19 protein-coding genes and 2 pseudogenes are annotated in these 25315 nt (G+C 66.1%); 9 read left to right on the top strand and 12 right to left on the bottom strand.

Annotation, left to right across the window (positions count from 1 at the left end; all coding sequences use genetic code 11):
• The first annotated feature begins 236 nt into the window (after positions 1 to 236).
• On the top strand, positions 237 to 1346 hold the full coding sequence (locus QX135_RS20230) for an ATP-dependent RecD-like DNA helicase (protein ID WP_315733892.1): 1110 nt from the start codon (positions 237 to 239) through the stop codon (positions 1344 to 1346).
• 146 nt (positions 1347 to 1492) lie between these two features.
• Positions 1493 to 2620 (top strand): polyphosphate kinase 2, encoded by a 1128-nt coding sequence (gene ppk2 / locus QX135_RS20225; RefSeq protein ID WP_315757313.1) that lies wholly within the window; start codon positions 1493 to 1495, stop codon positions 2618 to 2620.
• A gap of 10 nt (positions 2621 to 2630) precedes the next feature.
• On the opposite strand, the gene QX135_RS20220 is transcribed toward ppk2, so the two are convergent.
• Both QX135_RS20220 and QX135_RS20215 read right to left on the bottom strand, forming a co-directional pair.
• A complete protein-coding gene (locus QX135_RS20220) occupies positions 2631 to 2882 on the bottom strand; it encodes a hypothetical protein (RefSeq protein WP_315757314.1) in 252 nt (83 codons plus the stop codon).
• A 177-nt stretch (positions 2883 to 3059) separates the two neighbouring features.
• Positions 3060 to 3317: a hypothetical protein gene (locus QX135_RS20215; protein ID WP_315733898.1), complete on the bottom strand. Its 258-nt coding sequence runs from the start codon at positions 3315 to 3317 to the stop codon at positions 3060 to 3062.
• A 939-nt stretch (positions 3318 to 4256) separates the two neighbouring features.
• Here QX135_RS20215 and msrA point away from each other — a divergent pair.
• The 3 genes from msrA to QX135_RS20200 all read left to right on the top strand — a co-directional run bounded on the left by msrA (position 4257) and on the right by QX135_RS20200 (position 6157).
• Positions 4257 to 4970 carry a peptide-methionine (S)-S-oxide reductase MsrA gene (gene msrA, locus QX135_RS20210; protein ID WP_410052045.1) on the top strand — a complete coding sequence of 238 codons (714 nt, stop codon included), beginning with the start codon at positions 4257 to 4259 and terminating at the stop codon, positions 4968 to 4970.
• 95 nt (positions 4971 to 5065) lie between these two features.
• Positions 5066 to 5476: a peptide-methionine (R)-S-oxide reductase MsrB gene (msrB, locus tag QX135_RS20205; RefSeq protein WP_315733900.1), complete on the top strand. Its 411-nt coding sequence runs from the start codon at positions 5066 to 5068 to the stop codon at positions 5474 to 5476.
• Between the two features lie 396 nt (positions 5477 to 5872).
• The gene (locus tag QX135_RS20200; protein ID WP_315733902.1) at positions 5873 to 6157 is read left to right on the top strand and encodes a hypothetical protein; all 285 of its coding nucleotides are present in this window, start codon (positions 5873 to 5875) and stop codon (positions 6155 to 6157) included.
• Positions 6158 to 6256: 99 nt separating this feature from the next.
• Here QX135_RS20200 and QX135_RS20195 read toward each other — a convergent pair whose 3' ends face one another.
• The 6 genes and pseudogenes from QX135_RS20195 to QX135_RS20170 all read right to left on the bottom strand — a co-directional run.
• A complete protein-coding gene (locus QX135_RS20195) occupies positions 6257 to 6808 on the bottom strand; it encodes a DUF4112 domain-containing protein (protein WP_410052046.1) in 552 nt (183 codons plus the stop codon).
• Positions 6809 to 6856: 48 nt separating this feature from the next.
• A complete protein-coding gene (locus QX135_RS20190) occupies positions 6857 to 7303 on the bottom strand; it encodes a DUF5413 family protein (RefSeq protein ID WP_315798168.1) in 447 nt (148 codons plus the stop codon).
• 54 nt (positions 7304 to 7357) lie between these two features.
• Entirely contained in the window at positions 7358 to 9007 is a 1650-nt protein-coding gene (locus QX135_RS20185; RefSeq protein ID WP_315784161.1) for a hypothetical protein, read from the bottom strand.
• Positions 9008 to 9043: 36 nt separating this feature from the next.
• Positions 9044 to 10336, bottom strand: coding sequence for an adenylosuccinate synthase (locus tag QX135_RS20180; protein ID WP_315733910.1), 1293 nt, complete (start codon positions 10334 to 10336; stop codon positions 9044 to 9046).
• A 347-nt stretch (positions 10337 to 10683) separates the two neighbouring features.
• Positions 10684 to 11028: pseudogene (locus tag QX135_RS20175) on the bottom strand (ABC transporter ATP-binding protein); the annotation flags it as partial.
• Positions 11026 to 11165: pseudogene (locus QX135_RS20170) on the bottom strand (FtsX-like permease family protein); the annotation flags it as partial. The pseudogenes QX135_RS20175 and QX135_RS20170, both read right to left, overlap by 3 nt.
• Positions 11166 to 11293: 128 nt before the next feature.
• Between QX135_RS20170 and mgtA the strand changes: the two are divergent.
• From mgtA to QX135_RS20150, 4 genes are all read left to right on the top strand, one after another.
• Complete coding sequence (gene mgtA, locus QX135_RS20165; protein ID WP_316179861.1) at positions 11294 to 13852, top strand: magnesium-translocating P-type ATPase; 2559 nt, start codon at positions 11294 to 11296, stop codon at positions 13850 to 13852.
• Positions 13853 to 13996: 144 nt separating this feature from the next.
• Positions 13997 to 14926: a DMT family transporter gene (locus tag QX135_RS20160; RefSeq protein ID WP_315733912.1), complete on the top strand. Its 930-nt coding sequence runs from the start codon at positions 13997 to 13999 to the stop codon at positions 14924 to 14926.
• Between the two features lie 130 nt (positions 14927 to 15056).
• Positions 15057 to 16001, top strand: a complete 945-nt coding sequence (locus QX135_RS20155; RefSeq protein ID WP_316234258.1) for a DMT family transporter — start codon at positions 15057 to 15059, stop codon at positions 15999 to 16001.
• Between the two features lie 122 nt (positions 16002 to 16123).
• A complete protein-coding gene (locus QX135_RS20150; protein WP_316179864.1) occupies positions 16124 to 17479 on the top strand; it encodes an esterase-like activity of phytase family protein in 1356 nt (451 codons plus the stop codon).
• 72 nt (positions 17480 to 17551) lie between these two features.
• On the opposite strand, the gene QX135_RS20145 is transcribed toward QX135_RS20150, so the two are convergent.
• The 4 genes from QX135_RS20145 to serA all read right to left on the bottom strand — a co-directional run bounded on the left by QX135_RS20145 (position 17552) and on the right by serA (position 25055).
• Positions 17552 to 19237, bottom strand: coding sequence for a methyl-accepting chemotaxis protein (locus QX135_RS20145; protein WP_315771877.1), 1686 nt, complete (start codon positions 19235 to 19237; stop codon positions 17552 to 17554).
• A gap of 117 nt (positions 19238 to 19354) precedes the next feature.
• On the bottom strand, positions 19355 to 21211 hold the full coding sequence (gene ftsH / locus QX135_RS20140; protein ID WP_315778055.1) for an ATP-dependent zinc metalloprotease FtsH: 1857 nt from the start codon (positions 21209 to 21211) through the stop codon (positions 19355 to 19357).
• Between the two features lie 134 nt (positions 21212 to 21345).
• Complete coding sequence (locus tag QX135_RS20135; RefSeq protein ID WP_316180008.1) at positions 21346 to 23013, bottom strand: mucoidy inhibitor MuiA family protein; 1668 nt, start codon at positions 23011 to 23013, stop codon at positions 21346 to 21348.
• Positions 23014 to 23465: 452 nt separating this feature from the next.
• Positions 23466 to 25055 (bottom strand): phosphoglycerate dehydrogenase, encoded by a 1590-nt coding sequence (gene serA, locus QX135_RS20130; protein WP_315733917.1) that lies wholly within the window; start codon positions 25053 to 25055, stop codon positions 23466 to 23468.
• Between the last annotated feature and the right edge of the window lie 260 nt (positions 25056 to 25315).

Below are 25315 nucleotides of genomic sequence, written 5' to 3'. Positions count from 1 at the left end.
CGCAGGCACGCTGCGCCCCCTCCCCCGCTTGCGGGGGAGGGCTGGGGTGGGGGCGCCACACGGGCAGTCCCGCCGGAGCGTTCCCCCACCCGCATCGCATCTTCCGATGCGATGCGACCTCCCCCGCAAGCGGGGGAGGCGTGGACCCATTCGCATCGAGCGCTTGATCTCTCCCCGCCAGCCCTTAGGTTCACGGAATGTCCCCGAGTCGCCGCGCGGCTCCATCCCGTTGAGCCATGACCACCTTCTCCCCGCATCAGGATTCCGCGCTCAAGGCCGTCGGCGACTGGCTGAAGGCCAAGCCGGGCAAGAACGGCACGCCGCAGGTGTTCCGGCTGTTCGGCTATGCCGGAACCGGCAAGACCACGCTGGCCCGCCACATCGCCGAAGACGTCGACGGCGAGGTCAAGTTCGCGGCCTTCACCGGCAAGGCGGCGCTGGTGATGCGCAGCAAGGGCTGCGACAATGCCTCCACCATCCACTCGCTGATCTATCGCGCGCAGGAGAGCGGCGAGGAGCAGCCGAACTTCGAATTGTGGGACGACGCGCCGGCGTCCAAGGCCAAGCTGATCATCATCGACGAATGCTCGATGGTCGACGCCGATCTCGGCCGTGATCTCCTGTCCTTCGACTGCCCGTTGCTGGTGCTCGGCGATCCCGCGCAGCTGCCGCCGGTCAAGGGCGGCGGCTTCTTCACCGAGAGCGAGCCCGACGTGATGCTCACCGAGGTGCATCGCCAGGCCAAGGACGATCCGATCGTGCGGATGTCGATGGACGTGCGCGAAGGCAACACGCTCGACATCGGCCGCTACGGCGAGAGCGAGGTGGTGGAGCGCCGCGAGCTCGATCCGTCGCGCGTGATGGAGGCCGACCAGGTGCTGGTCGGCCGCAACGCCACCCGCCGCGCCTACAACAACCGCTTTCGGCAGCGCCTCGACATCGAGGACGCCCTCCCCGTCGCCGGCGACAAGCTGGTCTGCCTGCGCAACAACCGCAAGAAGGGCCTGTTCAATGGCGGGCTATGGCGGGTGAAGTCGCGCGCGACCTCGAAATCCAAGATCGTGACGATGCGGGTCGCGCCCGACGAGGATCTCGGACGCAAGGTAACGAAAGTCTCGGTGCGCGGCGAATGCTTCGGCGGCGGCATCGAGGACATCCCGTGGGAGCAGCGCAAGCCTTATGACGAGTTCGACTACGGCTACGTGCTGACCGTGCACAAGTCGCAGGGCTCGCAATGGGACGACGTGGTGCTGTTCGACGAGAGCTTTGCCTTCCAGGAGAGCCGCGCCCGCTGGCTCTACACCGGAATCACACGGGCCGCGAAGCGGCTGTCGATCGTGGTGTAACGCCGGCTTTACCGCGCGAGGCGATTTCGCCCGCCTCGCTGGTACCCGCCTGCGGCCGGTTGATCCACGTCAACCTGACGCAGGGTCCTTGGCGGATAGAGATCGATTCACATCTCTGTTAATCCAGCAGCAGGCGACGGGATCGCATGGCAAAGTCCAGGACCACGAAGGGCAAGGCCTCCAACGGCCAACGCATGAAGCGCGCAGCCGCCACCGCGCGTGTCGCGCGCCGGCAGTCCGCCGCCAGGCTCGATCCGATCGCGCAGTCGCTGGTCGACGAACAGATGCAGGCCGCGCAGATCACCGGGCTGTCGGCGTTCGAGACCGTGCTCAACGGACCGCCGGCCCTCGACGCCAACTCTGCGCCGGTCAAGGCGATGCTGGATGGTGCCGCGCCCGACGATGCCAAGCTGATGAAGGCGCTGATCGAGGGCAAGGCCAAGCCCGACAAGCGTCACACCTCCGACGAGCTCGCCGACAACTGGCGCCAGGGCGGCTACCCCTACAAATTCCGCATGTACCGCAAGGACTATGAGGAACAGAAATTCATCCTGCAGACCGAGCTGCTCAAGCTGCAGAACTGGATGAAGGATGCGCGGCAGCGCCTGGTGCTGCTGTTCGAGGGCCGCGATGCCGCCGGCAAGGGCGGCACCATCAAGCGCTTCATGGAGCATCTCAATCCGCGCGGCGCCCGCGTCGTCGCGCTGGACAAGCCGAGCGACGTCGAGCGCGGCCAATGGTACTTCCAGCGCTATGTCGAGCACCTGCCGACCGCGGGCGAGATCGTGCTGTTCGATCGCTCATGGTACAACCGCGCCGGCGTCGAGCGCGTGATGGGCTTCTGCTCGCAGGCCGAATATGACGAGTTCCTGCGCCAGGTGCCGGAGTTCGAGCGCAATCTCGTGCGCAGCGGCATGCATCTCATCAAGTTCTGGTTCTCGGTCAGCCGCGAGGAGCAGCGCCGCCGCTTCAAGGAGCGCGAGGCGCATCCGCTCAAGCAGTGGAAGCTGTCGCCGATCGACACCGCCTCGCTCGACAAATGGAACGACTACACCCGCGCCAAGGAGGCGATGTTCTTCTCCACCGACACCGCCGACTGTCCGTGGACCGTGATCAAGTCCGACGACAAGAAGCGCGCGCGGCTGAACGCGATGCGCTGCGTGCTGCACTCCCTGCCCTATGCAGGCAAGGACGTCTCGCGCATCGGGCAGGTCGACGATCTCATCGTCGGCCGCGCCAGCGTCATCCACGAGCGCGAGGAGCACGCGAGCTGAGGCGACGCGCTCAGCGCCGATGACGCCGATGCGCCCTCACGGGATCGGCCGGCGGCATCGCTGCATTTGCATTCGGAAAGGCCGGCGTGCCACGGCGGGCCAGCTCCGCCTGCGCCGCCGGCGTCAGCGCGCCGCCATTGAGCACATCGCGGTCGGGATGCATGGCCGCATAGGCCGCCGGCTCGGAGAATTGGGCCGACGCCGCGGTGGCCGCCAGTGGCGACATCAGCAGAGCTGCCGCCAGGCTCCTGAATGCGATCATGATTGGTCTTCCCTGTTGCGCACCAATTCGCGCAGGCGATGATGTAGGCAGGCGAAAGCGGCAGCCCAATCACGACCGCGCGAGGTGACGGCCGTTCGTGATCGTGCCCATCTCTCAGACGTAGCGCTGCAGCCGCTGTCCGGGCAGCAGATCGTAGGACGCCTTCCAGGCGACCCGTCATCGCCGCTGCGGCAGCCGATCATACGGGCGGAGATGAGCGGACGGCGGAAACGCGGGCGCCGCGCCGGAGGCGCGCACCAGGCCCATTCGTCCCGCCGGCGTCAGTGCGCCGCCGTTGAGCACGTCGCGATCGGGATACATCGCCTGAAACGCCCCCGGCTCCTGCTCGCCGTAGAACCAGCCCTGCGCCGATGCCGGCGCGGCAGTCGCCATCGACAGCAGCACCGCTGCCGCCTTTGATTTCCAGGATGTCATGATTGTTCTCCAGGTTCTCAAGATGCGGAGAACGCGCACTCGATGTCTGGTCAGGGGTCTGACGATCGAGACGCGTCCGCCTCTGTATTGACCGCAGAGAGAACGAAATATTCGCGGCGTATCCGCCGCGCGGGCATCACGACCACGAGACCTGAACCACATCATGGTTCGAAGATCGACGAAGTGTGATGTCATCGTGAGCTTGCGGACTAGATGGCCCGTCGGGCAAATCGGCCAACGACGACAGAAGCTGTCAAGGTCTTCTGAAAAACATAAATCGTTTCGCGGTTTGCCCAAATCACGCTTATGATGCCCGCGTTTCGTTGCACGGCAGGGGACGTATCGCGATCGTCACGGACGTTGGCAGCGAAATGCGATGGACGCGACATGTTGCAGCGGGCGAAGCGCCTGCGGACGGACGACATGGCGCGGACGGCGAAAGCGTGTGGTCCTGGCCTCCCGACGCTGAGGCCAAGCTGGTGGTGATGATCCGCCGGCGACGGGGGCAAGACAGCCGGTCCCCGAGGAGAGCACGTATAAGCGTTAACACCATCGCGCGGGGAAGGCCGGATCTGTCCGGCTGAACCTGTGGTACCTGCCGCCTGCATTTTTTCCGCAGGCGGGCCACGGGCCTCAGCCGAGGTCCGGCCTTCCCTGCGCCCTCCGCTTCCGGAGGGCCGATGATCCGGCATCCCTCGGGCCATTCGAGCCGCGAGAACAAATCGCCATGTCTGGAACGCTCCCGCCACAACTCACAGTGTCGTCCCGGCGCCCAGGGCGCAATTGTGCACGCCTCGCACCACCCCGGCCGTTCACGCAGTCGTGTCGCGTTCCCCGTAACGCCGGCCGAGCACCGACGTATCTTGCAGCAGAGGCCGGACCGGGCCAGTGTTTCCGGCTGGCGAGACGAGACAAGCCACCCCTAGCGAGGATCCAAAGATGCGCCTCACCCGCTCCCTTTTCGTCAAGACAGCCGCGCTCGGTGCCATGGCGGCCGGCATCCTGGCCTGGCAGCCGCTGCACGCCGCCGAGGTGGCCGTCGTGATCCCGCCGCCGGCCCAGGATCAGCCGGCCTCCGACGGGCTGGAAACCGCCGTGGTCGCCGGCGGCTGCTTCTGGGGCGTCCAGGGCGTCTACCAGCACACGGCGGGCGTGGTCAGCGCGGTCTCCGGCTATGCCGGCGGCACCAAGGCCACGGCCGATTACCGCACGGTGTCGAGCGGCACGACGGGCCATGCGGAATCGGTCCAGATCAAATACGACCCGAAGAAGATCTCCTACGGCAAGATCCTGCAGATCTTCTTTTCGGTCGTGCACGATCCGACCCAGTTGAACCGACAGGGCCCGGACTCAGGCCCGCAATATCGCTCGGCGATCTTCACCACCTCGGAGGCGCAGAGGAAGGTCGCGGAGGCCTATGTCGCCCAGCTCGACAAGGCCAAGGTGTTCGGCAAGCCGATCGTCACCAAGCTCGGCAAGCTCGAGGCGTTCTATCCGGCCGAGGCCTATCATCAGGACTATCTGACGCTGCACCCGAGCCAGCCCTATATTGCCTATAACGACCTGCCGAAGATCGAGAACCTGAAGAAGATCTTCGCGGAGAACTACATCGAGAAGCCGACGCTGGTCGGCGAGGCCAAAGCGACGAACTGAGGCGACGACCTGTCGCCACGACTTTGAGGCCGCGACGGTGGCCGATCAGCGCAATGACAGGGGCGGACGAGTCTAGGTCCGCCGGAGGAAAAGAGATGAGCGACACCAGGACCGACGACAAGGTCATCAAGAGCGAGGCGGAATGGCGCGAGGAGCTGACGCCGATGCAGTACGCCGTGCTGCGCGAGAAGGCGACCGAGCGCCCGTTCTCGGGCGAATACGAGCATGAGCATCGCGCCGGGACCTATGTGTGTGCCGGCTGCGGCCAGACCCTGTTCGAGTCCGACGCCAAATTCGACTCCGGCTGCGGCTGGCCGAGCTTCACCCAGCCGGCGACGGAGAGCCACATCGACGAGGAAACCGACTATACCCACGGCATGGTCCGCACCGAGGTGCTGTGCTCGAAATGCTCGGGCCATCTCGGCCATGTCTTTCCCGACGGTCCGGGGCCGACCGGCCTGCGCTATTGCATCAACTCCGCGGCCCTGAAGTTGAAGCCGCGCTGACGTCACCATCGGCCCCGGTTCCGTTACGGACGGTAATGGGGCCGCTGGGCTGGCGGCCGGCGAGGCGTGGGCGGCCAAAACCGGCCACCAGGGGTGAGATTTTAGCCGTGCAGATCGGGCTCTCCTGCATTCACAAGTTGCAGATCGATTAAACTATTGAAAAAAGAGGACATTTCAGCGCGGTCCGAACCAGGCCGGATTTACGATGTGAGCGTGCAGGATTCGCATTTCTGCCAAATCGGCCTATATTAGGGGTCGTAACTGACTATGCAGGGCCGGGCCGCCTGGAGCGGCAAATCCCGCCCTCCACCCCCGCAATCGCTGGCGTCATCGCCAAGCTGAATGTTTTGAAAGCTCGCGTCAGCGCTTCCAGCCGACAAGAAGAGGTCTCAGACCATGCGTCCACTGCGTCCGTTCAACTTCAACACCTCTGCCGAACTGTTTCCCGCCGCCATCCGCAAGAAGAAGCGGGCGGGGTTTGCCTATCGGCGGTTCGGCACCGCGGCTGAAGCCGTGCGCTTTGCCATGGAGGAGTTGCCTGCGGATTCGCTGAATGGCGCCTACCTGCAGGTCGAGGAAGCCCGGTTCGACCAGAACGGCATCCGCACCCTGTATGAGAGCGAGGCGTTCCCGCTACCGCGCCGGGTGGTCGACAAGGCGCCGGACGCCGATGCGGCCTAACGGCTGCCAGACCATTCTCCAACACCCTGCCCCGCCTTGTGCGGGGCAGTTTTTTTATGGGGTCGGTTTGTGCGGCTTTTGGCCCGGTCTCGCGGCGCGTCAACGCGGCTGGGTATCGAGCCACCGCCGCAAGATCTTGGCGTTGCGCATATTGGCGCGGAACAGCACGTCGAAGGCGTCGCCCGCCACCGGCACCATGCCGATCACCCCCTCGACCGCGACATTGCCGAGCATCCGGGTGATGACGTGCCAGGGCGCGCCCAGCGCACGGGCCTCGCGCACTAGCCACAGCGACAGCGCGGTCGCGATGAGGTCACCGACCACAGGGATCAGGCCGATGATGCCGTCGATGCCATAGCGGATGTTGGTGCCGGGCAGGACGAAGGCGACGTCGAGCAGCTTCGCCACCGCCTCCAGCCGCGCGATGCGCTGCTCACGGGTCAGATTGCCGAATGGATTGGCGGTGCTGAAATCGAAGCGCACGCCGTCCGGGCCGACGAAGGCGCCATTGAACGAGGACTGGAAGGATCCCTGCGGGATCTCACGTCCGTCCTGGTCGATGATCGGTCCGCGCGCCTCATTGGCATTGAAGCGTGCCTGCGAGGCGCGTCCGGAGGCGCGGCGGGGCGAGGGGGTCATCTGCTCTTGCATACCCATCACATAGAAACGCGGCAGCAGGGCGCAAGTTGCGTCACGCCGTCACGCGCTGTGCTCGCTGGGCTGAGCCGCCGGGGCTTCGGGCGGGGTTTCGTCGACGAATTTGTGCACCAGCCACGACGACACCGTCGCGGGAATGAAGCCGACCAGTCCGTAAAGGACCCATTGCAGGGCACCATATTCGGAGCCGTGCGAAGCGTAGTTGAAGCCGGCGAGCAGGAAGGCGATGCCGCCCACCAGCAGCATCCGCATGGTCGGTCCGATGCGCCTGACGTGGAACAGGATGTCGTCGATCGCGCACATCATCAGTGCCGGCAGGAAGCCGAACAGGTAGCTGTATTGCAGCGAGGTGACGAAGACCTTGAACAGCTTGGCCACTTCGCCGGGATTGGTGTTGGTCCAATAGCCGGACATGTAGGTCGTGACCAGAAGCAGTGCGAAACCGCCCAGCGCCGGGCCCACGGCAACGAAGATGAGATATCGCTTCATGCCCAATCTCCTGCCTCGCCGATTCGCCCAACGCGCGAGGCGCGTGCGGACTGCTCAGTCACCCCACAGCGCGAAGGCGTCGTTGAACGCGCGCTCGCCCGGCGCGCCCTTCTCGATCGCGATGATGGCCCGGCGCTGATTGCTGTAGACCAGCGGAACGTCGAACCAGGAGCGCTCCTTCAGGAGCTGCACGTTGCGGGTCCGGTCGGCGTCGACATTGGACAGGCCGACCAGGAAGAAGCCGTCGGTGACCTTCACTGCGAGGCCGGCCAGCGGCGTCCCGCGCGCCTGCTCGTTGGATTTCATCAGGATCCCCGGCACATTGCCGACGCCGCCGCCAGAGAAATCCTGCGGCAGGATGAAGGTCAGTTCCGCGGTGTGGCTCGCCGGCAGCGACGTGTCGGTGTTGCGGCGGAACGACATCGTCATCTTGAACTTGCGATCGGGAATCTCGATGTCGGCGCGCACGGCGATGTCGGCCTTCTGCGTCCCCGTCGCCTTGATCTGCTCGGTGCGCCAGACCACCGAGCCGATATATTGCTTGCCCTTCGGATCGGCGGGATCCTCGTCATAGAGCACGACGCGTTGCGCGACCGGCGCGATCTGGTCCGAGGACGGCGACTGCCCGACACGGTCGGTGATCTTCGGCTTGCTCAGCGGCGTGCCGGTGTCCTTGGGCGCCTCGACCGTCGAGGAAGATTTGAACAGGCCATTGACCATCCCAACCAGCGGCCGGCCCCACAGAATTCCGGCGCCGATCAGGATCAGCACGATCCCTGCGGCGATGGCGGCCTTGAACGGAAAGGTCGAGCCGCTGCGCTCCGACTTCTTCTTGCCCTCGCGATCCGGCGCGGCGCCGCGCTGGCGGGTCGAGGTGGCAGGCAGCGCGTAGCGCTCGGCCTCCTGGACCGACTCGTCATAGGAGTATGGCGCCTCGGGCAGCGGCGGCCGATCATCGTCGTCGCCCTCGAGCCGATCGAGATCGGTGGTCGGAACGTTGGCGTAGGTCTTGCGCGCCGCACGGTTGGCCTGGGCAGTGGCCTTGCCGAGATCGTCGACATCAGCGGTGATGTCGCGGAAGCCGCGCATGGCGGGCGGCGTTGCCGGATTGCCGTTGTCCTGAGCACCGCGGCGGGCGGCCGCCGGACGTTCGCGCACTGGAGGCGCCGCCCCATCCTGTGGAGGCGTTTGAGGCGGCTGGGGCCGCGGCGGCACAGCCGGTGCGCCAGCAGCAGCCGGCGGCGCTTCCGGTCGCGGATTGCGCGCCGGACGCGGCTCGGCCGTCTCGCCGCCGAGCGGCGGCCGCTCGGCCCGGGCAGCGGCCGGGGCCGCCGGTCGTGGCCGCGGGGCGGTCGTGGCGGCCTGGTCTGGAGTCGGAGCGGGCTGAGCCGCGGGGGTGGCCGGAGCATCCGAATTGCGCGCACCGGCCCGCCGGAGCGCATCACCTGGGCGGGCGGCGCCGCTGGAGGCCCGCTGTGCCTCACGGGCGCGCTGGGCCGCTTCCGCCTCGACCTTGCGCACGGCTTCCTCGAGCGACAGCCGCTCGCGCGTGATCTCGGATTCGCTCAGCGGCGGCTGGACGCTGCGCAACTGTGCGATCAAGGCCGCCCGCGCCCGCTCGTAAAGCGCACGCCGGCTTTCCCCGGGAGCGTTGGGGTCCAATCCGGCAATGGCACGGGCTATCAGCGGGTAGTAGTCGGCCATATCAACTCAATTCGCGCGCTCAGCTGTCGGGTCCCGTCACGCCTCGAAGGGATTCTGGACCAGAATAGTATCCTCGCGTTCGGGGCTGGTGGAAAGCAGCGCGATCGGGCAACCCACCAGTTCCTCGATCCGCCGGACGTATTTGATGGCCTGTGCCGGCAGATCGGCCCAGGAGCGCGCGTTTGCAGTCGGCTGCTTCCAGCCTTCGATGGTCTCGTAGATCGGTTCGACCCGAGCCTGCGCGCCCTCACCTGCCGGGAAATGATCGATCTCCTTGCCGTCCAGCCTGTAGCCGGTACAGACATCGATGGTGTCGAAACCATCGAGAATGTCCAGCTTGGTCAGCGCAAGACCGTTAATGCCGCAGGTCCGCACCGCCTGGCGGACCAGGACCGCATCGAACCAGCCGCAACGACGCGGCCGGCCGGTATTCGTTCCGAATTCGCGGCCACGCTCGCCGATCTTGCGGCCGGTCTCGTTGTCCTGCTCGGTGGGAAACGGCCCCTGCCCGACCCGGGTCGTGTAGGCCTTGCACAGGCCGAGCACATAGCCGATCGCGCCCGGCCCGAGGCCCGCGCCCGTGGCCGCCTGCGCCGCGACCGTGTTGGACGAGGTCACGTAGGGATAGGTGCCGTGATCGACGTCGAGCAGCGCGCCCTGCGCGCCCTCGAACAACATCCGCTTGCCTTCGCGGCGCTTGATGTCGAGCAGACGCCAGACCGTCTCCGCATAGGGCAGCAGCTTCGGCGCAAAGGCCGTCAGCTCGCGCAGGATCTGCTGGCCGTCGATCGGCTCGAGGCCGAGGCCGCGGCGGAGCGCATTGTGGTGCGCGAGCAGCCGATCGATCTTGTGCGGCAGCGTATCGAGATCGGCGAGGTCCATCAGGCGGATCGCGCGGCGGCCGACCTTGTCCTCATAGGCCGGGCCGATGCCGCGGCGGGTGGTGCCGATCGCGGTCGCCGCGCTCGCGGACTCGCGCAGCGCGTCGAGTTCGCGGTGCAGTGGCAGGATCAGCGTGACGTTCTCGGCAACGCGCAGATTGTCTGGGCTGATGGCGACGCCCTGCGACTGGAGCTTGCCGACCTCGTCGAGGAAGGCCTGCGGATCGAACACGACGCCATTGCCGATCACCGACAATTTGCCGGTGCGCAGCACGCCGGATGGCAGCAGCGCCAGCTTGTAGGTCGCGCCGTTGATGACGAGGGTATGGCCGGCATTGTGGCCGCCCTGGAAGCGCACGACGATGTCGGCCTGCTCCGACAGCCAGTCGACGATCTTGCCCTTCCCCTCGTCACCCCATTGGGCGCCGACGACGACCACGTTAGCCATTCGCAGCTCTTTCCTCTGCCAAGATCCAAAACAGCACGATCGGTTCGGACGAAATCGCTTCCGATGAGGGGCCAGCCTGGCCAACCATGCGCCCAGCCCAAATCGCGGCCGGGACCGCTCGCTTGCGAGGCGACCCACCGGATAAAGGAAGCCGCCGGGCTAGGCAAGCGAGAACGGGCCTTCGGAGCACACAAGAGCGCCACCAAGCCTTTGATAAGCCCCAAAATTTCATGCCGCCCCGGCTGCGGATCGGGCGACCCGGCCGTACGCTTCTGGCGGCGCATCGACCCGGGCGGTTCCATTGAGCACCCGAACGGCGGCGAATCTACGATCGAAGCGGCGCGCTCTCAGCTCTGGATGCGGCCGTCGACAACCTCGATGATGCGATCGCAGCGCCGGGCCAGATCAAGGTTGTGGGTGACGAGCAGGAAGCTCGTGCCGACCTCCCGATTGACCTCGCGCATCAGGCCAAAGACCGCCTCGGCCGACTTGGTGTCGAGGTTGCCGGTCGGCTCGTCCGCCAGCACCAGATCGGGGTTCATCGCCAGCGCCCGCGCCACCGCGACGCGCTGCTGCTGGCCGCCCGACATGTTGCTCGCGAGATGGTCGGCGAATTTCGCCAGCCCGACCTGGTCGAGCAGCTCCGACGCCTGCGCCTCGATCTCGGGGCCGGGGAAGCCGCGATCGACCAGCGAGCCGACGAAGCCGGGCAGTCCGCCTGCAGCAGAAGCACGCGCAAAATCTGTCCGCGCGAGGTGCCCATCGCACGCAGGATCCCGATCTCCTTGGAGCGCTGGATCACCGAGACGATCAGCACGGCGGCGATGCGGCGCATTGCGGCAACCGAGGCCATCACGGCAGCGGGATGTTGCGCTAGGTCAACCGCCGCCCGGAGAGCTTCATGCAAATCAGCCATGATGACCACGACCATTCATCCACCAACCTGGACAGGCCCGCGTGAGCACTGAGACGACCTCCGGCCCGCACCAATTTTGGCGCCTGTCGCCCGCACAGGCGGGCGCGACGCTCGGCTGCGACCTGAACGGTCTCGGCGCGGCCGACGCCGAGCAGCGGCTGCAACGCTACGGCCACAACGCCGATGCGCCCTCGCACGTCGTGGGTCCATTGCGCGCCGTGCTCCGCCGCCTACTCGAGCCGCTGTCGCTGATCCTGCTGGTGGCGGGCATCATCTCGATGGTGACGGGAGACGTGATCGGCGGCGCCATCATCGTTCTCATCCTGACGCTGTCGATCGGCCTCGACACGGTTCAGGAGGGACATGCCGTCAAGGCGGCCGAGGAGCTCCGCCGCTCCGTCGCCTTGAAGGCCGAGGTCAAGCGGGATGGCGCCTATCGCCAGATCGACGTCGAGGCGGTCGTTCCCGGCGACATCCTGCGCGTACGCGCGGGCGACATCGTTCCTGCCGATGCGCTGGTCATCGAAAGCAAGGCGTTCACCGCCGGCGAGGCGGCGCTCACGGGAGAGCCCTATCCCGTGACGAAACAGGCCGGCATTCCGGCCGTTGAGAACGACACGTCGAATGCGCTGTTCCGCGGCTCGGTGGCGCAGACCGGCGAGGCCGTCGCCATCGTCGTCAACACTGGACCGAACACGATGTTCGGCGCGGCCGCCGCGGCGCTCGCCGAGGGGCAGGCGCGCACGCCGTTCGAGCGCGACCTGCATGAATTCGGCCTCGTCATCGCGCGGCTTACGCTGGCCCTGGTCGTGATCGTGCTCACGGTTCGCGTCGTATTCGGACGCGATGTGCTCGACTCGCTGTTGTTCTCGGTCGCGCTCGCGGTCGGATTGACGCCCGAGCTGCTGCCGATGATCACGACGGTGACACTGTCGCGCGGCGCACTGCGCATGGCCAAGCGCAAGGTGATCGTGAAGCGGCTTGCGGCGATTCATGATCTCGGCGCGATGTCGGTGCTGTGCACCGACAAGACGGGAACACTGACATCCGCGGAGATCACGCTCGCCCGCAGCGTCGCGCCCGACGGCACCGACCATCCGCGAGCTGCCGAGCTCGGCGCGATCGCGGCCGCGCTCGGCGGTGATCGCGGCTCGCTCGATTGCGCGCTCGTCGCAGGCGCCAATCATGCGGCCGAGGGATGGTCCCTGGGCGGCCAGCAGACCTTCGACTTCTCGCGCCGGCTCGGCTCGGTGCTGGCGATCCGCGGCCAGGATCGGATCCTGATCGTGAAGGGCGCGCCTGAGGCGGTGATCGAGTTGTGCATGCAGCAGCGGCATGGCGGCACGTTCGCGCCGCTCGACGACAACGGCCGCACCGAGATGTACGAGCGCGTTCACGCGCTCGCACGCGAGGGCTTGCGCACGGTCGCGATCGCGTCACGGCCGTGGAACGGCGCGCCGCGCGAGATCGAAACCGACGACGAGCAGGAACTGATCTTCGAAGGGCTGTGCGCGTTCGCCGATCCGCCCAAGCCGACCGCGGCGGCTGCGATCGCGCAGCTTGCCCGCGCCGGCATCGCGCTGAAGATCCTCTCCGGCGACGATCCCGTCGTGGTCAAGCGGCTGGCCGGCCTGGTCGGGCTGAAGGCGGATCGCGTGCTGTCCGGCAGCGACATCGCCGAGCTCAGCGACGACGCGCTCGCGGTGCAGGTGCACTCGGCCGATGCGTTCGGCCGTCTCGCGCCCGATCAGAAATCGCGCATCGTCAAGGCGCTGCAGGCCTCCGGCGAGATCGTTGGCTTCCTCGGGGACGGCATCAACGATGCGCCGGCGCTGAAGGCCGCCGACATCGGCCTGTCCGTCGAAGGCGCCACCGGCGTCGCCCAATCGGCCGCCGACATCATCCTGCTCGCCTCTGATCTCGACGTCGTCGCCAACGGCGTCGAAGAAGGCCGACGCACCTTCGCCAACATCCTGAAGTATGTCCGAATGGGTGCGAGCTCGAATGTCGGCAACATGCTGTCGATGGCCGCCGCATCGATGGTGCTGCCGTTCCTGCCGATGCTGCCGACGCAGATCCTGCTCAACAATCTGCTCTACGATCTCTCCGAGCTCGGCATTCCGTTCGACCGCGTGAGCCGGCAGGCGACCGCGCGGCCGCAGCGCTGGGACATGAAGCGGCTCATGCGCTTTGCCGCGATCATGGGGCCCCTGTCGTCCCTGTTCGACTTTCTCACCTTCGGCGCGCTGCTGTACTTGTTCCATGCGACGCCCGATGAGTTCCGCACTGCATGGTTCCTCGAATCGATGGCAACCCAGATTCTCGTCATCTTCATCATCCGGACCAATGGGCGGCCATGGAGCAACCGGGCGGATCCGATGCTGACGGCGTCGTCGCTCACTGCGCTCGCCGTCGCACTGGTCGTGCCCTTCACACCGGCCGGCGCATGGTTCGGCTTCGTTGCACCACCCCTCACCGTCGTGGCTGCCATCGCCGCCCTCGTCGTCGCCTATCTGGTCAGTGCGGAGGGCCTCAAATCGCTCGCGGTGCGATCCGGACCGCGGAGACCGCACCGGGGACACGCTCGTGCGCGATCTTGACGACGACCATCGCTGCATGGTCGCGATGCATCTGCCCTCTTGATAGGCAGCTGCAATTGGTGTCTGTCGAAAGCGCCGGGAGGAACGGCGGCCGGACATCCCGGCCGCGCGCCGCGGCGCATCGAACGGGGCCAACACCGCCGCATGTCCGCCGCCGATCCCACCGCGTCCGCCGCGCCCGCGCGCGCCTGGATCGCCAACCAGCCCTATGTGCTGCTCAGCATCACGGCGCTGTGCTGGGCCGGCAACTCGATCGTCGGGCGGCTCGCCGCCGGCCACATCCCGCCGGTGACGTTGTCGTTCCTGCGCTGGTCGCTCGCCTTCCTGCTGATCCTGCCGCTCGCCTGGAAACAGCTGCGCCAGGACTGGCCCGCGATCCGGTCGCGGCTCGGCATCATGATCGCGTTGTCCGTGACGGGCATCGGCGCCTTCAACACGCTGCAATACTGGTCGCTCGAATATACGCAGGCACTCAACACCCTGCTGCTGCAGTCGGCTGGTCCGCTGATCGTGGCAATTTGGTCGATGCTGCTGTTGCGCGTGCACCTGACCCTGGCGCAGGCCATCGGCATCGTGCTGTCGCTCGTGGGCGTGCTGCTCATCCTGACGCGCGGTCACCCCACCGCGCTGGCCGACATCAGCTTCAACAGAGGGGATCTGATCTTCCTCCTCGCGATGGCGGTGTTCGGCTTCTACTCGGTGCTGACGATCAAGCGGCCGCAGATCCACGGCCTGTCGATGGTCGCCTTCACCTTCGGTTGCGGCGCAGCCAGCCTCATTCCGCTGCTGATCTGGGAACTCAACGCGCGACCGGTCATGGCGCTCGACGCGCAGAACCTGTTGTCGCTGCTCTACGTCGCGATCTTTCCTTCGACGATCGCCTATCTCTGCTTCAATCGCGGCGTGCTCCTGATCGGCGCCAATCGCGCCGCGCCGTTCTTTCACGTGGTCCCGGTGTTCGGCTCGATCATGGCCTTCGTGTTCCTCGGCGAGCAGCCGCAGATCTTTCACGTGATCGGCTTCGTCCTGGTGCTGGCCGGCGTGTTCGTGGCGTCGCGCAAGCAGGCGACCTGATATCCACGTCCTGCGCGCGCCCCCGCGGCCCTTTGCTGTCCGATGCATGGCACCAATCCGCTGCGCCGGCTTGCGAGGGGATACGATTCAGCCCAGATTGCCTCGTCTCTCCAAGCACGCTTGGCTGCCTTTGCCTGCCCCACACCGTCATCCGCTCTCCTGGCTGAACAACCAGCCCTATCTGCTGCTCACGCTGGCCTCGCTGTTCTGGGCCGGCAACATCGTGCTCGCGCGCTATGTGGCCGGTCATGTCCCGCCGCTGACCTTGTCCTGCATCCGCTGGGTCGGAACGTTCCTGATGCTGTGGCCTTTCGCGCGCGCGCATCTCGCCCGCGACTGGCGAACATTGCGCGCGCATTGGCCGCTGATCCTGCTGTTGTCGCTGACGGGCTTTGCCATCAACAACGCGCTGTCCTATTGGGCGATGCAATATACCCAGGCGCTGAACGGTCTCCTGATCCAATCCTCGACGCCGCTGTTCGTCGCGCTGTGGTCGCTGGCCTTGTTCGGTGTGCGCCTGACCATGGCCCAATTCGCCGGCATTGCGATGTCGCTGATCGGCGTGCTGGTGATCCTGCTGCGCGGCGATCTCGGTGCGCTCGCCGGCATCCAGTTCAACCGCGGTGACCTGATGTTTGCGGGCGCGCTGATGGTATTCGGGCTCTACTCGGCCGCCATGACGCGACGGCCGGCGGTGCACCAGCTGTCGCTGATCTCAGCCTGCACGGCGGCCGGCGCCGCGCTGCTGCTGCCGTTCGCGGCTTGGGAATACGCGTCGGGCTTCGTGCTCAAGCCCGATCTGCTGTCGCTCCTGACGCTCGGCTACGTGGTCGTGTTTGCGTCGACACTGGCCTACCTGTTCTTCAATCGCGGCATCAGCCTGATCGGACCGAACCGCGCCGCGCCGTTCCTCCATCTGGTGCCATTGTTCGGCTCGGTGCTCGCGATCCTGCTCCTCGGCGAGGAGCTCAGGCTGTTCCACCTTGCGGGCTACGCGCTGGTCATTGCCGGCGTGATCATCGCGTCGCGGGTCCCGATCCGGCCTCCCGGCACGGGTGACCGGCTCAAGGTGTGAGCGTGCGGCAAGACGCCTCATGAAGACCGGGGAGCATCATCCGGCTGTCATCGAAATGTCAGCGCCGCGTCAGGCCTCCTGTCCAGAACGATGCGTGGATCAAGCTCCCAGGAGGCCCTCCCATGCATCGATATCTGCTGACCACCGTTGCCGCGTTCGTTCTGAGCGCCGGCACAGCGTTCGCCCAGGGCGAAGGCGAATTCCCGGCGACGCTCTCCGGCCATGCCGTGATGCCGGCCGAGTCCTTCGTCGAGGCGCCGGCCGATGCCCCGAACGATCTCAAGACCTCCGGCAAATACACCACCGGCAAGCGCATCGACGCGATCGGCAGCGTGATGGGCAAGTCCTATGAGCGTCCGACCGGGGTGTCGCTCCCGTTCAAGGGACAACCTCTCCAGGGCCACTCCGGCATCAAGAAGATGGCCGACGGCACGTTCTGGGTCCTCACCGACAACGGCATGGGCTCGCGCTACAACTCGCCCGACTCGATGCTCTATCTGAACCACCACAAGATCGACTGGACCAGCGGCAAGGTCGAGCGGCTCGAGACGATCTTCCTGCATGATCCCGACAGGAAGGTTCCCTTCCGCATCGTCCATGAGGACACCGCCAAGCGCTATTTGACCGGTGCTGATTTCGATACCGAGGGCTTCCAGATCATCGGCGACAATCTCTGGATCGGCGACGAGTTCGGTCCCTACGTCATCAAGGCGGACAGGACCGGCAAGGTGCTGGCCGTGTTCGACACGGTCGCCGACGGCAAGCCGGTGCGCTCGCCCGACCATTGGGCGGTGCAATCGCCGGGCGCGCCAGGCGCGACCTATGCGAACGTCAACCTGCGGCGCTCGAAGGGCTACGAAGGCTTCGCGTCCTCGGTCGACGGCAAGTTCATCTACGGCCTGCTCGAAGGCCCGCTGTGGGACGCCGAGAAGAAGGATTGGGAGAAGGTCGACGGCAAGGAAGCCTCGCGCATCCTCGAATTCGACGTCGCGGCGGAGCGGTTCACCGGCCGGTATTGGCAGTACGTGTTCGAGCAGAACGGCAACGCGATCGGCGACTTCAACATGATCGATCCGACCCAGGGTCTGATCATCGAGCGCGACAATGGCGAGGGCACCAGCGACAAGGCCTGCCCGCAGGGCACGCGCGGCGACAACTGCTTTCCCGATCTCGCCAAGTTCAAGCGCGTCTACAAGATCGAACTCTCCGACGCCAACGTCGGCAAGCCGCTCCGCAAGATCGCCTCTATCGACCTGATGAAGATCAAGGATCCGGACAAAAAGGCGCGCAAGCCGCTCAACGACGGCGTGCTCGCCTTCCCGTTCTTCACGATCGAGAATGTCGACCGCGTCGACGACACCCACATCATCGTCGGCAACGACAACAACCTGCCGTTCTCGTCCAGCCGGGATCCCAACAAGGCCGACGACAACGAGTTCGTGCTGCTGGAGGTCGGCGACTTCCTCAAAGCCAAGTGACGGCTGGCACGCCTACGACTTGACGGCCGCCGTTGATCCGAGAGCCCCGGATCAACGGCGCGCCCGGCCTGATCAGGCCGTTCGCACCTTCGCCATGAAGCCATCGACGGCCTGCTGCAGCAGGCCCGACTGGCTGTCGAGCTCGCGCGCGCTCGACAGCACTTCGGAGGCAGCCATGCCGGTCGCTTCCGCCGCCTTGGTGACGCCGCCGATATGGGCGCTGATCTCGTTGGAGCCTGCAGCGACGGACTGGATGTTGCGGGCGATCTCGCGCGTCGCGTCGCCCTGCTGCGCGATCGAGGTCGAGATCGAATTGGTGATCTCGCTCATCTGCGCGATGGTCTGGGTGATGCCGCTGATGGCGGTGACCGCATCCTGGGTCGAGGTCTGCATCGCCGCGACCTGTGCCGAAATCTCCTCGGTCGCCTTCGCCGTCTGGTTGGCGAGCGCCTTCACCTCCGAGGCGACGACGGCAAAGCCCTTGCCGGACTCGCCGGCGCGCGCGGCTTCGATGGTGGCGTTCAGCGCCAGCAGGTTGGTCTGCGCCGCGATCGAATGGATCAGCTTGACGACCTCGCCGATCTTCTCGGCGCCGGTCGACAGCACCTGAACGGTCGCATTGGTGCGCTCCGCGTCGCCCACGGCTTTGCTCGCAATCTCGCTGGAGCGGGCGACCTGGCGCGAAATCTCATTGACCGAGCTCGACAGCTCTTCGGCCGCGGCCGCGACCGTGCCGACATTGTCATTGGCGCTCTGGGTGGCGGCGCTGACGGTCGAGGCGCGCGAGCTGGCATCGCTCGCGGTCGAGGTCATCGATTGCGCGGTGTGCTGCATGCCCTCGGCCGCCGACGCCACCGAGCGGACGATGCCGTTGACGCTGCGCTCGAAGTCGGCGGCAAGGTTCTGCATGGCCGCGGTCCGCTCGGCGGCCGCGCGCTGCTGGGTGGCGGCCTCGGCCTGCTCTAGCTCGCGCATCCGCAGCGCGTTGTCCTTGAAGATCTGGACGGTGGCGGCCATCCCGCCGATCTCGTCGCCGCGGCCGACACCGGGAATCTCGCCATCGAGCCGGCCATCGGCGATCTCGCGCATGCGGATGCCGAGACGATCGAGCGGCACGCTGATGCTGCGGCTGATCAGCCAGGCGATCCCGCCGGCGATGACCGCGATGCCCGCGCAGGCCATCCAGATCAGCCATTTCAGGGGCTTCATCTTCGCATCGAGATCGTCGACATAGACGCCGGTGCCCACGAACGTATTCCAGCCCGGAATCATCACCGCATAGGAGATCTTGCGGGTCGGCTGCTCCTGACCGGGACGCAGATATTCGTAGTGCAAGGTGACTTCGCCGTCCTTGGCAACGCCGTCGCGCAGCTCGACGACGAGCTTGCGGCCGTTGAGCTCGAAATCGATCACATTCGAGCCACGCTGCTTCGGATCCTGGGACAACACCACATTGCCGTCCATCGTGTAGGCGAACAGATAACCCATGCCCTTGTCAAAGGTCATCGTTCTCGCGCGATTGACGAACTCGTCGAGCGCGGCCTCCTTCGTCAGCTTGCCGGCTTCGACCTCCTTGATGAGGCCCATGGCCATGTTACGCGCGGTCTCGACGATCGCCCGGCACTGTTCGATGCGGGCGTCGACCATCTCCTTTTGCATCAGAGTGCCGGCAAACGTACCGGCCGCGGCAAGGCCCAGCATCGCCACGCCGACGACGATGGCGAGCTTGGGGGCAATCTTCAGGTTATTCAGCAGCACGTAACGAACTCCGCCCGGTCCCCGATCGACGACCTCGATCTGTCAAGGTGAGCTACTGGTCAACTGATCAGGCGATGGTTAGATTTCGGTTGCAAACGCTCCCCGTAGAAACCCGGATCAGCTCGATACAACGGCATCCCGGACCGGGACCGCAGCGGAGGCCGGCCGCAACGGCGCAAACTCCTCGGCGGTCAGCGTCTCCTTGGCGATCAGGAGCGCGACGCCGCGCTCGAGGTCCGGGCGATGGCTTTCGAGGATCGCGCGAGCGCGGGCGCCGCCGTCTGCGATCAGATCCCGCACGGCGAGATCGATCTCGCGGCCGGTCTCCTCCGCCGCCGACACGATCTGATCCTGTGGCTGCAGGAACGAGACCTGTGGACGCGGCGCGTATGTGCGCTGCCCGACGGTCGCATCCATCCCGTATTTGGTGACCATCTCGATCGCGATCTCGGTCGCACGCTGCAGATCGTCGGCGGCACCGGTCGAGACGTCGCCGTCGAAGATCAACTGCTCGGAAGCCCGTCCGCCCATCAGCACGGCGATGCGGTTCTTCAATTCGCTGACCGCGAGCAGGAAGCGATCTTCGGTCGGGCGCTGCATCGTGTAGCCGAGCGCGCCGACGCCGCGCGGAATGATCGAGACCTTCTGCACCGGATCGACGCCGACGAGATTGGCTGCGACCAGCGCGTGCCCCATCTCGTGATAGGCGACGCGGCGGCGCTCGGCGGGACTGAGCACGCGGCTCTTCTTCTCGATGCCGGCGACGATGCGCTCGATCGCCATCGTGAAATCGTCGAACGTCACCTCGTGGCCCTTGCGGCGCGTCGCCGCGATCGCAGCCTCGTTGATCAGGTTGGCGAGGTCGGCGCCGGTGAAGCCGGTCGTCAGGGCCGCGACCTTGTCGAGATCGACGCTGTCGGCGACCGTGATCTTGCGGACATGCACCTTGAGAATGGCAAGCCGCCCGCCCCTGTCGGGACGGTCGACCAGCACCTGCCGATCGAAGCGGCCAGCGCGCATGAGTGCGGGATCGAGGATCTCCGGCCGGTTGGTCGCGGCGAGCAGGATGACGCCGGAGCTTGGGTCGAAGCCGTCGAGCTCCGCCAGCAATTGATTGAGCGTCTGCTCCTTCTCGTCGTAGCCGCCAAACTGGCCGCCGCCGCTTCGGCTGCGCCCGAGGGCATCGAGCTCGTCGATGAAGATGATGCAGGGCGCGGCCTTGCGCGCCTGCTCGAACAGGTCGCGCACCCGCGCGGCGCCGACGCCGACGAACATCTCGACGAATTCGGATCCGGAGATGGAGAAGAACGCCACACCCGCTTCGCCCGCGACGGCACGCGCGAGCAGGGTCTTGCCGGTGCCGGGCGGGCCGACCAGCAGGATGCCCTTGGGCACGTGTGCGCCGAGCCGGCCATAGCTCTTCGGATCCTTCAGGAACTGCACGACCTCCTGCAGCTCGAACTTGGCCTCGTCGACGCCAGCGACATCGGCGAAGGTCACCTTGGTGTCGGTCTCGACATAGACCTTGGCGCGCGACTTGCCGATCGACATCAGGCCGCCGAAGCCCTGGCGGTCCATCACCTTGCGGCCGAGGAACACCCAGATCAGATAGAACATCAGCGCCGGCACGACCCAGGACAGCAGCGCCTGAATCAGCCCGCCCGAGGGTACGCCGGTCACCGTCACGCCCTTCGCGGCAAGCTTCGCCGCCAACGGCGGATCGACACGCGTGGTGATGAACGAGGTCTTGCCGTCCGGCTGCTTGTCCTTGAACTTGCCCTGGATCGTATCCTGGCCAACCGCCACTTCGGTGATCTTGCCCTGCTCGATCAGCTGCTCGAACTGGCTATAGGGAATGGTTTCGACCGTGTTGTAGGTCGTCAGCAGCCATTGCAGCAGCAGCATGCCGACGCCGGCGAGGAAGATGTAGCCGACGGCGACGGCCTGCTTGCGGGTGTTCGGGTCGGATTCCATGGCGGCGCTCTCGGTCGAGTTCGATCACGGCCGGACAGGACGTGATCGAACGGGTTCCCACGCGCATAACAGGAGCGGGACCGGGCGGCTTGTCATGGATCAAACGGCGCCGGCCCGTGGCCTCACGCCCCGCTTCAACCCGACGGCTGCATCACGATCGACTTGTCCTTCGGCCAGCGCACCCGCCAGGCGAAGGCGATATCCTTGGCCTCGCCCGGTTTGGCGTCGATGACCCATTCGACGACTCCGCGACGATCGCGCACGTTCGTCGACGTCGGCGGCGTGGTCGCGGACAGCATCTCGACCACGATCTCCTCGTTCTCGCTGACCGGCAGCTGATCCTGAATCGCGACCTTCACCGGGAAGTCGTGAGCGTTGCGGACCGTCGTCTTGAAGGTGCGCTCGTCGATCTTCGCCGTCGTCACGATCAGGCCGGCCGAGCCTTCGTTGCGCTTGACGACGCTGCGCTCGACCTTGACCTTGTCGTCGGCCCCGAAGCCGACATGAACGACCTCGTCCTTGCCCGCCGACGCCAGTCTGCTGGTGCCGACGAACATGCCGTCGCGATAGATCGAGACCTTGCCCGGCAGCAGCGGTGCCTCCTCGTTCTGCGGGAAGCTCGCTTCGAGGTAGGCGGTGGGATCGATGACGGGCGCCGAACGGATCGTCAGTTCGGGCGTGATCGTCGCGGTAGAAATACGCAGGCTCTTCGCGCCATCATTGGCACCGACGCTGACCCGTCCGGGGAGGTGGAAGACGGTCTGAAAGGCGCTGATCTCCGCAACCGTCTGCTGCTCGACGGCCTTGTCCGCGACATCTCCGAACGTCGTCCCTCCGCCAAAGCGAAACTCCTGTCGGCTCTCCATGAGTCCTCGCGCGGCGCTGACGGCGGCCGGCTTCGGCGCTGGCTGTGGCGGCGGCGGATATTGCGCGATGATCGTCCTGAGCTCGGGCGCGCTGCCGCCGCGTCCGGTCCGCACCGTCGAAACCGTCAGCGCGACCTCGGACCAGTCCTCCCCGGTGGCCTGCTGGATCTCGGCGCGTCGCACCAGTTCGAGAGCCGGCTTGCGGTCCTTCGCCGACGTGTCGAGACGCGCGTCGTAGAGCGGCACCCAGCGGGCATTGCGCACCGCGTAGGTCACGCGCAAGGTCGCCTTGGTCGCTGCTGCAGCCGACAATTCGATCCGCACCTCCAGCTTGCTCGGGGGCTTCGTCGTGAGATTGTCCTGCAGGCGCGCGATCTCGCGGTCGATCTCGCGCTGCTTGCGCTCGGCATCACGGATCGCCGCGTCGGCCTGTCCAACCTCGTCGGCAACGGCGGCGAACGCGGCACGCCATTCTGTGATCGGACGCGCCTCGCCCTTCTCGCCGAGCCCGGCCGGTGACGCCTCGGCAAAACGCTCGGCAAACTTTTTGCGCGCCAGGGCCGCGGCGATCGTGCCATCGAGATTGGCGCGCTCGTCCTTCAGCGCTTCGATGCGCTTGTCGATGTCGGGCAGGTTGACGGGCGGCGCCGCACGCGGTGGCTTGGCGTCGACGGTGCCGATCACGAGCTTGGCGCCGGCCTCGCCTTCCACACGAAGCGAGGACGCATCGAGTCCGAGCGGGAAGTCCTTGGCGATCGCCGTCGTGTCGCCGGCGGGAAGGTCGAGCGAGATGACCCGGGTCACGGTCGCGCCGTCGGGATACACGGTGACGGCATCAACGGTGGACGTCGTGTCGAGGTTTGCAGCATGGCCCGGCGCCGCCGCCAGCGAGGCACCGAGAACGAGAGTTGTCGTAACCAGCCACGTCGTTCGCATTGCCATCGATCTCTCCGTATCCCAGCCCTGAGAACCGGAGGAGCCGGTCCCTTGCGGGGCGTTAGACGCCACGAGAGGTCCGCGGGTTCAAATCGTGCGACCGCAAAGCTTGCCGTTGAAATTCCGCCGAGCACAGACGAGCACAGAAAAAGGCAGCACGGCCACGGTGCCGTGCTGCCCCTTTCCGGTCGGTCAATTTGGCCCAGCGCGTGAAGAGTTGAGGTCTGGTTGCGAACCGCGAAGGATGTGCGCTCCCTCTCCCGCTTGCGGGGGAGTGCTGGGGTGGGGGTGTCTCCTCAATTGAGGCTGCCCGAGTGGAGGGAGCCCCCACCCGGCGCTTCGCGCCGACCTCCCCCGCTCTGGCGAAGCGAAGCTTCGCTTGACGGGAGAGGTGAACTGAGCCAGCGGCTAAGTCGATTCAACCAAGAAGCACCGCGCGCTCTAGCGCGTCATCAGAACGCCAGCGCCTTGGCCTGCTTGACCTGCGGCAATGCCTGGATCTTGCCGAGCAGCTCGGCCGGCACCGCACCGTCGACCTCGACCAGCGCGATCGCGTCGCTGCCCGGCGCCACGCGGCCGAGATGGAAGGTCGCGATGTTGATCTTGGCGTCGCCCAGGAGGCTTGCGAACTTGCCGATGAAGCCCGGCTTGTCCTCGTTGGTGACGTAGATCATCGACTTGCCGAACTCGGCGTCGACACGGATGCCCTTGATGTCGACGAGACGCGGCTTGCCGTCGGCGTAGACCGTGCCCGACACCGCGCGCTCCTGGTGCTCGGTGGTGACCGCGACCGTGATCAGGCTCTCATAGTCGCTCTCGCCGGCGCGCAGCACCTCGTCGACGATCATGCCGCGCTCCTTGGCGATCACCGGCGCCGACACGACGTTGACCTCGCCCAACATCGGCCGCAGCAGCCCGGCCAGCACCGCCGAGGTCAGCGCCCGGGTCTTCATCTCGGCGACGTGGCCTTCATAGGTGATCTGGATCTTGGTGATGCTGCTCTCGGTGAGCTGGCCCGCGAACGAGCCGAGCTTCTCGGCGAGCGCGATGAACGGCTTCAGCTTGGGCGCTTCTTCCGCGGTGATAGACGGGAAGTTGATCGCGTTCGAGATCGCGCCGGTGAGCAGGTAGTCCGACATCTGCTCTGCGATCTGCAGCGCGACGTTCTCCTGCGCTTCCGTGGTCGAAGCGCCGAGATGCGGCGTGCAGATCACATTGGCATGACCGAACAGCGGATTGCTGGTCGCCGGCTCCTCGGCGAACACGTCGAGCGCCGCACCCGCGACATGCTTGCTGTCGAGGGCCTCGAGCAGCGCCTGCTCGTCGATCAGGCCGCCGCGCGCGCAATTGATGATGCGCACGCCCTGCTTCATCTTGGCGATCGCCGCGGCATCGATGATGTTGCGGGTCTTGTCGGTCAGCGGCGTGTGCAGCGTGATGAAGTCGGCGCGCTTCAGCAGCTCCTCGAGCTCGACCTTCTCGACGCCGAGATCGAGCGCGCGCTCCTCGGTGAGGAACGGATCGAAGCCGATCACCTTCATGCGCAGGCCCTGCGCACGGTCGCAGACGATCGAACCGATGTTGCCGCAGCCGATCACGCCGAGCGTCTTGCCGGTGATCTCGACGCCCATGAAGCGGTTCTTCTCCCACTTGCCGGCCTGGGTCGAGGCGTCGGCCTGCGGGATCTCGCGCGCCAGCGACAACATCATCGTGATCGCGTGCTCGGCGGTCGTGATCGAATTGCCGAACGGCGTGTTCATCACGATGATGCCCTTGGCGGTCGCCGCGGGAATCTCGACATTGTCGACGCCGATGCCGGCGCGGCCGATCACCTTGAGCCGCTTGGCGCGCTCGATGATCTTGGCCGTGGCCTTGGTCGCGGAGCGAATCGCAAGGCCGTCATAGTCGCCGATGATGTCGGCGAGTTTGTCCTTGTCCTTGCCGAGATTGGGCTGGAAGTCGACCTCGATGCCGCGATCCTTGAAGATCTGCACGGCAGCCGGCGACAGCGCATCGGAAATGAGAACTTTGGGTTTGGACATGACGATGTTCCTTCACGCCTCTCGCGAGAGAGGGACAGCGCATCGGCGCCGGAATGGGTGGAAGCAATCGAATCGTAGGGTGGGCAAAGCGCAGCGTGCCCACCGTCTTTCGCGTCGGTTGACGTTGATGGTGGGCACGGCGCTTCGCGCCTTTGCCCACCCTACGCGTCTTGAATTTCGTCATTGCGAGGAGCGGAGCGACGAAGCAATCCAGACTTTCTTCGTGGCCCTGGATTGCTTCGCTGCGCTCGCAATGACGG

The sequence above is a fragment of the Bradyrhizobium sp. SZCCHNR1098 genome, from assembly GCF_032489375.1.
GTDB lineage: Bacteria > Pseudomonadota > Alphaproteobacteria > Rhizobiales > Xanthobacteraceae > Bradyrhizobium.
Note: the sequence above shows the minus strand (reverse complement) of the source record. Positions and strands in the feature narration are given on the sequence as shown.

Bases quoted from the DNA above. Each gene is read 5' to 3' on its own strand.
- QX135_RS20220 (WP_315757314.1), bottom strand. From the start codon at position 2,882: ATGATCGCATTCAGGAGCCTGGCGGCAGCTCTGCTGATGTCGCCACTG.
- QX135_RS20150 (WP_316179864.1), top strand. From the start codon at position 16,124: ATGCATCGATATCTGCTGACCACCGTTGCCGCGTTCGTTCTGAGCGCC.
- QX135_RS20195 (WP_410052046.1), bottom strand. From the start codon at position 6,808: ATGCAAGAGCAGATGACCCCCTCGCCCCGCCGCGCCTCCGGACGCGCC.
- QX135_RS20190 (WP_315798168.1), bottom strand. From the start codon at position 7,303: ATGAAGCGATATCTCATCTTCGTTGCCGTGGGCCCGGCGCTGGGCGGT.
- msrB (WP_315733900.1), top strand. From the start codon at position 5,066: ATGAGCGACACCAGGACCGACGACAAGGTCATCAAGAGCGAGGCGGAA.
- QX135_RS20185 (WP_315784161.1), bottom strand. From the start codon at position 9,007: ATGGCCGACTACTACCCGCTGATAGCCCGTGCCATTGCCGGATTGGAC.
- QX135_RS20200 (WP_315733902.1), top strand. From the start codon at position 5,873: ATGCGTCCACTGCGTCCGTTCAACTTCAACACCTCTGCCGAACTGTTT.
- QX135_RS20230 (WP_315733892.1), top strand. From the start codon at position 237: ATGACCACCTTCTCCCCGCATCAGGATTCCGCGCTCAAGGCCGTCGGC.
- QX135_RS20160 (WP_315733912.1), top strand. From the start codon at position 13,997: ATGTCCGCCGCCGATCCCACCGCGTCCGCCGCGCCCGCGCGCGCCTGG.
- msrA (WP_410052045.1), top strand. From the start codon at position 4,257: ATGCGCCTCACCCGCTCCCTTTTCGTCAAGACAGCCGCGCTCGGTGCC.
- serA (WP_315733917.1), bottom strand. From the start codon at position 25,055: ATGTCCAAACCCAAAGTTCTCATTTCCGATGCGCTGTCGCCGGCTGCC.
- QX135_RS20215 (WP_315733898.1), bottom strand. From the start codon at position 3,317: ATGACATCCTGGAAATCAAAGGCGGCAGCGGTGCTGCTGTCGATGGCG.
- ppk2 (WP_315757313.1), top strand. From the start codon at position 1,493: ATGGCAAAGTCCAGGACCACGAAGGGCAAGGCCTCCAACGGCCAACGC.
- QX135_RS20180 (WP_315733910.1), bottom strand. From the start codon at position 10,336: ATGGCTAACGTGGTCGTCGTCGGCGCCCAATGGGGTGACGAGGGGAAG.
- QX135_RS20135 (WP_316180008.1), bottom strand. From the start codon at position 23,013: ATGCGAACGACGTGGCTGGTTACGACAACTCTCGTTCTCGGTGCCTCG.
- ftsH (WP_315778055.1), bottom strand. From the start codon at position 21,211: ATGGAATCCGACCCGAACACCCGCAAGCAGGCCGTCGCCGTCGGCTAC.